The sequence below is a fragment of the Paraburkholderia sp. CNPSo 3274 genome, from assembly GCF_024206475.1.
GTDB lineage: Bacteria > Pseudomonadota > Gammaproteobacteria > Burkholderiales > Burkholderiaceae > Paraburkholderia.
Genome location: NZ_JAMBPR010000088.1, coordinates 17,895 through 28,414, shown reverse-complemented (window position 1 = coordinate 28,414; position 10,520 = coordinate 17,895). Strand labels below are relative to the sequence as shown.

The 10,520-nt window shown below is 67.6% G+C and carries 12 protein-coding genes; 11 read left to right on the top strand and 1 reads right to left on the bottom strand.

Annotated elements, in window-relative coordinates:
- The 11 genes from fliH to fliR all read left to right on the top strand — a co-directional run.
- A partial coding sequence (gene fliH / locus M3I54_RS37655; RefSeq protein ID WP_254344910.1) for a flagellar assembly protein FliH occupies positions 1-602 on the top strand: 602 nt, incomplete at its 5' end.
- Positions 596-2,287, top strand: coding sequence for a flagellar protein export ATPase FliI (gene fliI, locus M3I54_RS37650; protein WP_254344908.1), 1,692 nt, complete (start codon positions 596-598; stop codon positions 2,285-2,287). The genes fliH and fliI, both read left to right, overlap by 7 nt.
- Complete coding sequence (gene fliJ, locus M3I54_RS37645) at positions 2,284-2,736, top strand: flagellar export protein FliJ (protein WP_254344906.1); 453 nt, start codon at positions 2,284-2,286, stop codon at positions 2,734-2,736. The genes fliI and fliJ overlap by 4 nt, the downstream gene beginning before the upstream one ends.
- 21 nt (positions 2,737-2,757) lie before the next feature.
- Positions 2,758-4,323, top strand: coding sequence for a flagellar hook-length control protein FliK (locus tag M3I54_RS37640; protein ID WP_254344904.1), 1,566 nt, complete (start codon positions 2,758-2,760; stop codon positions 4,321-4,323).
- A gap of 254 nt (positions 4,324-4,577) precedes the next feature.
- Entirely contained in the window at positions 4,578-5,081 is a 504-nt protein-coding gene (gene fliL, locus M3I54_RS37635) for a flagellar basal body-associated protein FliL (protein WP_254344902.1), read from the top strand.
- Positions 5,082-5,127: 46 nt separating this feature from the next.
- Positions 5,128-6,126, top strand: coding sequence for a flagellar motor switch protein FliM (gene fliM, locus M3I54_RS37630; protein WP_254344918.1), 999 nt, complete (start codon positions 5,128-5,130; stop codon positions 6,124-6,126).
- Entirely contained in the window at positions 6,119-6,580 is a 462-nt protein-coding gene (fliN, locus tag M3I54_RS37625; protein WP_254344900.1) for a flagellar motor switch protein FliN, read from the top strand. The genes fliM and fliN overlap by 8 nt, the downstream gene beginning before the upstream one ends.
- 149 nt (positions 6,581-6,729) lie before the next feature.
- Complete coding sequence (gene fliO, locus M3I54_RS37620; protein WP_254344916.1) at positions 6,730-7,230, top strand: flagellar biosynthetic protein FliO; 501 nt, start codon at positions 6,730-6,732, stop codon at positions 7,228-7,230.
- Positions 7,231-7,332: 102 nt separating this feature from the next.
- A complete protein-coding gene (gene fliP, locus M3I54_RS37615; protein WP_254344914.1) occupies positions 7,333-8,073 on the top strand; it encodes a flagellar type III secretion system pore protein FliP in 741 nt (246 codons plus the stop codon).
- A 10-nt stretch (positions 8,074-8,083) separates the two neighbouring features.
- On the top strand, positions 8,084-8,356 hold the full coding sequence (gene fliQ / locus M3I54_RS37610; protein ID WP_254344898.1) for a flagellar biosynthesis protein FliQ: 273 nt from the start codon (positions 8,084-8,086) through the stop codon (positions 8,354-8,356).
- A 47-nt stretch (positions 8,357-8,403) separates the two neighbouring features.
- On the top strand, positions 8,404-9,195 hold the full coding sequence (gene fliR / locus M3I54_RS37605) for a flagellar biosynthetic protein FliR (protein ID WP_254344895.1): 792 nt from the start codon (positions 8,404-8,406) through the stop codon (positions 9,193-9,195).
- A gap of 72 nt (positions 9,196-9,267) precedes the next feature.
- Here fliR and flgL read toward each other — a convergent pair whose 3' ends face one another.
- Positions 9,268-10,512: a flagellar hook-associated protein FlgL gene (flgL, locus tag M3I54_RS37600; RefSeq protein WP_254344894.1), complete on the bottom strand. Its 1,245-nt coding sequence runs from the start codon at positions 10,510-10,512 to the stop codon at positions 9,268-9,270.
- Positions 10,513-10,520 lie beyond the last annotated feature (8 nt).

Below are 10,520 nucleotides of genomic sequence, written 5' to 3'. Positions count from 1 at the left end.
CTCCCCCGCCGCCGCCGCCCACGCCCGACGAGACCGCCGCGTTCGAGGCGGAGCTGCTGCGCCTGCGCGACACGGCCCATCAGGAGGGGCTCAAATCGGGCCATGTGGCGGGCCAGGCGCTCGGCTACCAGGCCGGGCACGAACAGGGCCGCAAGCAGGGTTTCGAGCAAGGGCAGGCCGAAGCGCGCGCGCAGGCCATGCAGCTCGCGCTGCTGGCGCGGCGCTTTAGCGATGCGCTCGAAACGGCGCAAGCCGGTGTGGCGGAGACGCTCGTGGAGCTCGCGCTCGACATCGCGCAGCAGGTCGTGCGCCAGCACGTTCAGCACGACCCGACGGCGCTCGTCGCGGTCGCGCGCGAAGTGCTCGTGGCCGAGCCGCAACTCGCCGGTTCCCCGCAGCTCGTGGTGAGCCCTGCCGATCTGCCGATCGTCGAGGCTTATCTGATGGACGACCTTCAGACGCGTGGCTGGAGCGTGCGCACCGACCCGACGATCGAGCGCGGCGGCTGCCGCGCGCAAGCCGCGACGGGCGAAACCGACGCCAGCATCCGCACGCGCTGGGAGCGCGTGACGGCCGCGCTTGGCAAGGCGCGGCCATGGTGAACCACCCCCAGCCGCCGAGCCATCAGGCCATCCACACGGGCGGTCTCACGCCGCTCGAGCAGGAACTCGCGCTCGCCTCGTTCGGCCCGCTCGCGAGCGACCCCGCACAGCTTGGCGCGCTGCTCGTGGGCGACCTCGACATTCCGGTCAAGCGCGAGGCACGCGAACGGGGTGCCATTGACGCGATCGACGCGGCACTTGCCGCGGACACGGCCGATGCGCCACCAGGCCTGACGGATCACGGCGCGCCGGTCGAGGCCGAAGTCCCGCCCGCGCCCTACGTGCCGCCGGCGAACTACGACCCGGCCAACCCGTTCCTGACCACGTGGAACGCGCAACTGCGCGGCGTGCGCGAGCGCAATGCGCTCGCGCTGCCGCTGCGCGGCTGCGGGCGGCTCACGCGCGCGGCGGGCCTCGTGCTCGAAGCCGTGGGGCTGCGCCTCGCCGTGGGCGCCGAGGTGATGATCGAACTGCCGCCGGGCAGCTCGCTGCCGATGGCCGAAGCGGAAGTGGTCGGCTTCGGCGGCGACAAACTCTTTCTGATGCCGACGACCGAAGTCGCGGGCCTGCTGCCCGGCGCGCGCGTCTGGCCGCTGGAAACCGCGCCGATCGCCGACCCGAAGGCAGGCGCGAAGCGCCTGCCGGTGGGCTGGGGCATGCTCGGCCGCGTGGTCGATGCTTCGGGCCGCCCGCTCGACGGCCTGGGCCCGTTGAACACCGAAGCCGACGCGCCGCTCACGGCGCCCGTCATCAATCCGCTGAACCGCGAGCCGATCCACAAGGTGCTCGACGTGGGCGTGCGCGCGATCAACTCGCTGCTCACGGTCGGGCGCGGCCAGCGCATGGGCCTCTTCGCGGGCTCGGGCGTCGGTAAATCGGTGCTGCTCGGGACGATGGCGCGCGCGACCAGCGCGGAGGTCATCGTGATCGGCCTGATCGGCGAGCGGGGCCGCGAAGTGAAGGAATTCATCGAGCAGATCCTGGGCGTTGACGGCCTCGCGCGCTCGGTCGTCGTGGCCGCACCCGCCGACGTTTCGCCGCTGCTGCGCTTGCAGGCCGCCGCGTACACCACGTCGCTGGCCGAATATTTCCGCGACCAGGGCAAGCACGTGCTGCTGCTCATGGACTCGCTCACGCGCTATGCGATGGCGCAGCGCGAGATCGCGCTTGCCATCGGCGAGCCGCCCGCGACCAAGGGCTATCCGCCTTCGGTGTTCGCCAAGCTGCCGGCGCTCGTCGAGCGCACCGGCAATGGCCCCGAGGGCGGCGGCTCGATCACGGCGTTCTACACCGTGCTCACCGAAGGCGACGACCAGCAGGACCCGATCGCCGACTCGGCGCGCGCGATTCTCGACGGCCATATCGTGCTCTCTCGCGCGCTCGCCGAAGCGGGGCACTATCCGGCCATCGACATCGAAGCCTCGATCAGCCGCGCGATGACCGCGCTGATCGACGACCAGCATCTGAACCAGACGCGCGCGCTCAAGCAGATGCTTTCGCGCTACCAGCGCAACCGCGACCTCATCAACGTGGGTGCGTACGTAAGCGGGCGCGACGCCGTGCTCGACCGCGCGATCGCGCTGTATCCGCGCATCGAGGCCTTTCTTCAGCAGGGTTTTCGCGAAACCGCGAACTATGATCAGAGCGTCGAGATGCTCGGCCAGCTGATTGGAGCCAGGACATGACGAAACAAACCGCGCTGCAAACCTTGATCGGCCTCGCGCAAGACGACGTCGACGCCGCCACCCAAAAGCTCGGCCGCGTGCAGCGCGAGCGCGGCGAGGTCGAAAAGCAGCTCGAGGCGCTCATCACCTACCGCGACGAGTACCACACGCGTTTCACCGAATCGGCGCGCAGCGGCATGGCCGCGGGCAACGTGCGCAACTTCCAGGCGTTCATCGACACGCTCGACGCGGCGATCGAACAGCAGCGGCGTCTGCTCGAGCAGGCCACCGCGCGCGTGGAGGCCGCCAAGCCCGAGTGGCAGCGCAGCAAGCAGAAGCTCGGCTCGTACGAGGTCCTGCAAACGCGCCACGACGATGTGCAGGCCCGCAAGGACGCCCGCCGCGAACAGCGCGACGCCGACGAGCACGCCGCCCGCGTGCTGCGCATGCGAACGTCGCAACATCCGTAACACGTTTTCGAGGCCGCCAGCATGTCGCTCCTCTCTACCGTCTCCTCGCTGCTCGGCGCCGCCGCCGACGCAGTGACGGGCAATTCCGCATCGAACGCCGTGTCGAACTCCGCGTCGAACTCCATCAGCCAGGCGGATGCCGCCAGCCAGGGTTTCGCGCAGACGCTGCAACAGCAGATGAACGCGCAAAGCGCGCAGGCCAGCCAGAACGCTCAGGCGGCGCAAAGCGCGCAGTCGAATGCGTCCGCGCAGTCGAGCTCGCACGCGTCGAGCAGCAGCGCCTCGCAGAGCAGCAGCAACAGCAACAGCAGCAGTGCGTCGCAGACGCCAAGTTCGAACTCGAGCCAGGGCTCGCAGGGCACGTCGAGCGCCGATCGCCGCGCCGCCGCCGCGCGCACCCAGCAAAAACAGGCCACCGACGCGGGCGCGCAAGCCGCCGCGGCTCAGGCCCAGCAGGCGCAGCAGGCACAACAGGGCCAGCAGACCCAGGACGACACGAGCACCACCGCGAACGCCGACGGCAGCCAGACGAGCAGCGACAGCACGCTCGCAGGCGTCGCGTCCGCCGCTGCAGCAGCGGCCGCCACGGCAGCCACCGGCGCGGCAGGCGACGGCACGGCCACGGGCAGCGTCGCGAGCGCCAACACGAAATCGGTGCACGACGCCCTGCAAGCCGCGCTCGCGCAGTTGCGCGGCGGCGCGGGTGCGCTCACCACACATGTGACGAACACAGCCGGCGCGGCCGGCACGTCGGCGAGTAGCGCAACCACGGCCAGCACGGGCTCAGGCTCGAACATCGTCAGCAGCTTCGCCTCGCATTTGAGCGCGACCGCCCAAAGCAAGGCGTTCAGCACGGCCGCGAGCAGCGGCGCGAGTGCCGACGCGGCCAAGGGCGCCACGACACCCGCCTCCGACGCCGCGAAGGCCGCAACCGACGCGCTCACGGCAGCGGCGCAGCAGCAGGCAGGCGCCGCCACGCAGACCGACGCCACGGCGAGCACCGCCACGACCGACGCGCTCGCCGCGACCCAGGCCGCAGCGGTCGCCGCCGCGACGGCCGCGCAGGCCCAGGCCGCTCAGGCGGTCAGCGCAACCGCGAACCCGGCGGCCGCGGCCGCCGCCTCCGCGTCGATCGCGCCGCAGGTCGGCACGAACGACTGGGAAGACGCGCTCAGCCAGAAGGTCGTGTTCCTCTCGAACGCGCACCAGCAGTCGGCAGAGCTCACGCTCAATCCGAAGGATCTCGGACCGCTCCAGGTCGTCCTGCAAGTCTCGGACACCCACGCGCACGCCCTCTTCGTCTCGCAGCACCAGCAGGTGCGCGAAGCCGTCGAAGCGGCCCTGCCGAAGCTGCGCGAGGCCATGGAGCAAAACGGCATCGGCCTTGGCAGCGCGAGCGTGAGCGACGGCTTCTCGCGGCAGATGAACCAGCAGGCGCAGCAGGACGGCAACGGTTCGGGCCGCTCCGGCGGTTCTGGTTCGGGCTCGGGCAGCACGCTAAGCGCGGCGGACGCCGCGGACGACACGAGCAGCGCCGCCGCGAGCGTCACGCAGCGCTCCGTCGGCCTGATCGACACGTTCGCCTGACCCTTTCCCCACACACTGCCTGAACTGCCCGGCTCGTTAGGGCAACGCAGCCGCGCCCAGCGGCTGCTTGCGCTGACATCGCGCCCCGCGCGCCCGCCTTACGGCGGCGCGCAACAAAACCACGAGATAGCCGGAATTCCCCCGTCTATTCCTCCCATCGCTGAAAGGCAAAAGCCGGAACAATGCAGCATGCCCGGACTGACCATCTGGTCGGTGCCCCGGACCCTCGCAAGCATCCAGGCTGACTTTTCGACATGGCGACCACCACCGCATCCCAGCAAGCCGCGCCCCAGAGCGCGAAACCCGGACCGATGAAGCGCATTATCGTCATCGCGCTCATTGCGATCCTCGCCGCCGCCGCGGCGGGCGGCGCGACGTGGTTCTTCATGTCGCGCCACGCGGCGAGCGCGCCGGCCACACCGGCCGCCGCGCCGCCGGCCCTGCCCGTGTACTACGCGCTCGAGCCGATGACCGTCAACCTGCAGTCCGACGACGGCGAGTCGCACTATCTGCGCATCGGCCTCACGCTCAAGCTCGACAGCCAGGCCACCCAGGACGCGCTCGTCGCGCGCATGCCCGAGATCCGCAGCCGCCTGTTGCTCGCGCTCTCGAACAAGCATCCGTCCGACCTCGCGCCGCTCGACGGCAAGCGTGCGCTCGCCACCGAGCTCGCCGTGCTGATCTCGCAGCCTTCGGGCGCGAACGAGAAGCCGACGCACGTCGAAGACGTGCTGTTCACCGAATTCGTCGTCCAGTGAGCGTGACTGACATGATTCCCGCGATGGAGGGCCAGTCATCATGACGATGGGTCACGACGAGTTCATGTCCCAGGAGGAGGTCGATGCCCTCCTCAAAGGCGTCACCGGCGAAGTCGATTCCGATTCGGGCGGCTCCGAAAAGCAGGGCGTACGGCCCTACAACATCGCGACGCAGGAACGTATCGTTCGCGGCCGGATGCCTGGCCTCGAAATCATCAACGAGCGCTTTGCGCGCCTGTTGCGCGTCGGCATCTTCAATTTCATGCGCCGCACCGCCGAAATCTCGGTCGGTCCGGTGCGCGTGCAGAAGTACAGCGAGTTCACCCGCAACCTGCCGATCCCGACGAACCTGAACCTCGTGCACGTAAAGCCGCTGCGCGGCACGTCGCTGTTCGTGTTCGACCCGAACCTCGTGTTCTTCGTCGTGGACAACCTGTTCGGCGGCGACGGGCGCTTTCACACCCGAGTGGAAGGCCGCGACTTCACACAGACCGAGCAGCGCATCATCGGCAAGCTGCTCAATCTCGTGTTCGAGCACTACACGAGCGCCTGGAAGAGCGTGCGGCCGCTGCAGTTCGAATACGTGCGCTCTGAAATGCATACGCAGTTCGCAAACGTTGCCACACCCAATGAGATCGTGATCGTCACGCAGTTCTCGATCGAATTCGGGCCGACGGGCGGCACGCTGCACATCTGCATGCCCTACTCGATGATCGAGCCGATCCGCGACGTGCTCGCCTCGCCGCTGCAAGGCGAAGTGCTCGACGTGGACCGCCGCTGGGTGCGCGTGCTCTCGCAGCAGGTGCAGGCCGCCGAAGTCGAGCTCACGGCCGATCTCGCGCAGGTGCCCGTCACGTTCGAGCAGATCCTGAACATGAAGAAGGGCGACGTGCTGTCCATGAACATCGCGGAGCACATCACCGCCAAGGTGGACGGCGTGCCCGTGATGGAGTGCGGCTACGGAATTTTCAATGGTCAATACGCGTTGCGGGTCCAGAAGATGATCAGCGCAGCCGACACGATGAAGGAAGGTGGATATGAGTGACATCAACGGCACGAGCGCAGACGAGCCGGTGCTTGACCCGGCTATGGACGTCGCCGCGCAGGACGCAGGCGGCGACTCGTCCCTGGACGACTGGGCGAGTGCGCTTGCCGAGCAGAACAGCAACGAAGTGCCCGCCGTGCAACCGGCGGCCGTGTTCCAGCCGCTTTCGAAAGTCGATTCGACGAAGACGGCCAACGACATCGACATGATTCTGGACATTCCCGTCCAGATGACCGTGGAGCTGGGCCGCACCAAGATCGCCATCCGCAACCTGCTGCAACTCGCGCAGGGCTCGGTCGTGGAACTCGACGGCATGGCCGGCGAGCCGATGGACGTGCTCGTGAACGGCTGCCTCATCGCCCAGGGTGAAGTGGTGGTCGTGAACGACAAGTTCGGCATTCGCCTCACCGACATCATCACGCCGTCCGAGCGGATCCGGAAGCTGAACCGATGAAACCCCAGGCTGTTCGCGGCGCCGCGTCCGGCGCCGCTCCTGGCGCCAACGCACAACGCGTGCGGAAGTCACGCGGCGCGCGGGTGCTGCGACTCTCGTGGCGCCTCGCCGTGCACCTCTCGCTCGCCGGCGCCGCCGTTTTCGCGGTCATGAGCGCGCGAGCCGCCGACCTTCAGGCGGTCAACGAAGCCACGCGCGCGGCGTCGGGTGCCTCAGGCGCGTCTGCCGTGATCACTGGCAGCGCGGTCCCCTCGCTCGGTTTCGGCGCGGTCGTGCAAACGGTATTGGGTCTGGCGCTCGTGATCGGCGTGGTGTTCGGCTGCGCCTGGCTCGCGCGGCGTCTCGGCCTGCAAGGCGGCCCGAAGAACGCGCTCGTGAAGACCGTGGGCGGCGCATCGCTCGGCGGCAAGGAACGCGTGGCCGTCGTCGAGATCGGCAACACCTGGCTCGTGCTGGGCGCCGCGCCGGGCAACGTGCGCTTGCTCCACACGCTGCCCGCGGGCGAACTTCCCGCAGGCGTCGCAGCGGCCGCTCCCAACGCCCCCGCCCTCTCGGGCACCTTCGCACAGCGCTTTCGTGACGCGCTGAAAAGCGAGGCGAACAAACGCATCAACGCGCGTTTCATGCGTCACGACGGCGGAGCGCAGTAAATGCACGGCAGTTCCCTTCATGCGCCGAGCGCAGGCGGCGACGTCCGCGCACGCGCGGGTACCCTCGCGAAGATCGCCAGAACGGCGCTCCCGTTCGCGCTGATGCTCGGCGCGGGCGCCTTCGCCCTCGCGCTGCCGCACCTCGCGCACGCGCAGGTGACACAAGCGGCGGGCCTGCCCGCCTTCAACACGAGCCCGGGCCCCAACGGCGGCACGACCTACTCGCTGAGCGTGCAGACGATGCTGCTGCTCACGATGCTGTCGTTCCTGCCGGCGATGGTGCTGATGATGACGAGCTTCACGCGCATCATCATCGTGCTCTCGCTGTTGCGCCAGGCGATCGGCACGACGACCACGCCGCCCAACCAGGTGCTCGTGGGCCTCGCGCTCTTTCTCACGCTGTTCGTGATGTCGCCGGTGCTCGACAAGGCTTACAACGACGGCTACAAGCCGTTCGCGGCGGGCACGATTTCGATGGACGACGCCGTGACGCGCGGCGTCGCGCCCTTCAAGACCTTCATGCTGCGCCAGACCCGCGAGTCCGACCTCGCGCTCTTCGCGCGCATCTCGCACGCCGCGCCCATGCAGGGACCCGAGGACGTGCCGCTCGCGCTGCTCGTGCCCTCGTTCGTCACGAGCGAGCTGAAGACGGGCTTTCAGATCGGCTTCACCATCTACATTCCGTTTCTCATCATCGACCTGGTGGTGGCGAGCGTGCTGATGTCGATGGGTATGATGATGGTCTCGCCCGCCACCATTTCTCTGCCCTTCAAGCTCATGCTGTTCGTGCTGGTGGACGGCTGGCAATTGCTGATCGGCTCGCTCGCGCAGAGCTTCAGCTAAGGAGTCTACGATGACACCCGAAATGGTCATGACGATTGCCCACGAGGCAATGTACGTGACGCTCCTGCTTGCCGCACCGCTCCTGCTCGTGTCGCTCGGCGTAGGTCTCGTGGTGAGCCTCTTTCAGGCGGCCACGCAGATCAACGAGACCACGCTCTCGTTCATCCCCAAGCTGATCGCCATTGGCGTGACGCTCGTGATCGCCGGCCCGTGGATGCTCTCGACGATGGTCGATTACATGCACCGCATGTTCACGAGCATCGTCTCGGTCGCGGCGGGCTAGCGCGCCGCGTTACCGCGCCGCTGCCACGCAGCTTTTCGGCACGCTCCATGTTCACCGTCTCCTACGCGCAGCTCAACGCCTGGCTCACAGCGTTCCTCTGGCCGTTCACGCGCATTCTGGCGCTCGTGGCGGTCGCGCCCGTGCTTGGCAACCGCTCCGTGCCGACGCGCGTGAAGATCGGCCTCGCGGGCTTCATCACGCTGATCGTCGCGCCCACGCTCGGCGCCATGCCGCAGGTCACGGTGTTTTCCGCCGAGGGCGTGTGGATCCTCCTGAACCAGTTCCTGATCGGCGTTGCGCTCGGTTTCACAATGCAGCTCGTGTTCGCGGTCGTGACCGCGGCGGGCGACATGATGAGCCTTGGCATGGGGCTGGGCTTCGCGAGCTTCTTCGACCCGCAGGCCAACACCAGCACGCCCGCGCTCTCCTCGTGGCTCAACATGATGGCGATGCTTGCCTTCCTCGTGTTCGACGGCCATCTGCAGATGCTTGCGGCGCTCGTCGCCTCGTTCCAGTCGCTGCCGGTCACGGCGAGCGTGCTCGGCGCCTCGGGCTGGAACCTCATCGCCAACTATGGCGCGACGATACTGACCGCGGGCCTGCTGCTTTCGCTGCCGGTGGTGGTCGCGCTTCTCATCACCAACCTTTCGCTCGGCATTCTCAACCGCGCGGCTCCGCAGATCGGTATCTTCCAGATCGGCTTTGCGCTCACGATGCTCGTGGGCATGCTCCTCGTCCAGCTCATGATGCCGAACCTGATTCCCTACTTCGCGCGACTGTTCGATAGCGGCATCGACCAGATGGGCCGCGTGGCCGGCGCGCTGCGCCCGCCGGGTTGAAACGAGCTTCGTGCAGGGCAATAAAAAAGCGGACCGAAGTCCGCTTTTTTTCGACCGCTCAATGCCTCGCGATCAAGGATTGATGTACTGGAACAGCGAGAGATTCTGTGTTGCAGCAAAACTCTTCTGCGAAGCCGTGAGCGCGTTCGACAGCTGCTCGAACTGGCTGATCGCGGCGACCGTGTCGGTGCTCATGAGGTCGGAGATGTTCGACGTGACCTGCAGCGAGTTGGTCGACGTGACCGTTTGCAGCGCTTTCACTTCCTGCTCGCGGCCGCCCACGGAAGCCTGCACCGTGATCACGTTCGAGAGCGAGTTGCCGATCTGCGTGAGGCCGGTGTTCAGCGCGTTGTTGAGGTTTGCGACCGCGGCGGTGGAGCCGCTCGTGGGCGTGTTCAGCGCAGCGATGATGCTGTCGATGCTCGCGAACACGTCCGTGTTCTGCGACGCCGTCGCGGGCGTGACCGAGAACGAGTCACCCGCGCTGGGCGTACCCGACATCGTCACGCTCATGCCCGCGCCGAGCGAGATCGCATTGCCTTCGGTGTAGTTGGCCGGCGTCGTCGTCGTTGCCGGACTGACGCTGTTGTCGGTCACCGTATAGGTCAGCGCGCCGGTGGTCGCGTCGGTGGCGAACGCGATCGAGTAGTTGTCGTTGTTGGTCGCCTGCGTCGGATCCGTCACCGTCACGCCGCTGATCACGCCCGTACCCGTGTTCGACGAACTGCCCGAAGCAACATTGGCCGAACCCACGGCCTGCACGCTCTGGAACACCGTCGTGCCCGTGTCGCCGACCGCGATGTTGCGCGTGCCGGCCACCTGCATCACGCGCTGGCCCGCGTCGCCGTTGTAGGTCACGCCGCCGCCCGACTTGTTCGAGAACACCTGCGAGGTGCTCTGGAAGCCGGAGAAGATGTAGTTGCCGGCGCCGTCCGTCGTGTTGGCGAGCGTGAGCAGCTGGTTGCGGTCGCCTTGCATCTGCTGGGCGATCGCCTGGCGCGCCTGGTCGGTGAGCGAGCCGTTCTGCGCTTCGATGATGAGCGAGTGGATGCTCTGCATCGTGCTCGTCACGCTCGTGAGCGTCGTGTCCTCGAGCTGCAGCGCGGTGAGCGCCGTAGTCTGGTTCGACGAGTACTGCGTGAGCGTCGCGCTCGTGGCGGAAAGCGTCACAGCCTGCGCGGCGCCGAGCGGATTGTCGGCCGGGGTCGAAATGGCCACGCCGGTCGAGATCTGCTGCTGGACCTGCAGGAGCTGGGACTGCTGATTCTCCATCGTCGACACGCTGGAGGAAAAAATCTGGGAAGTCGCGATACGCATGGGTCAGC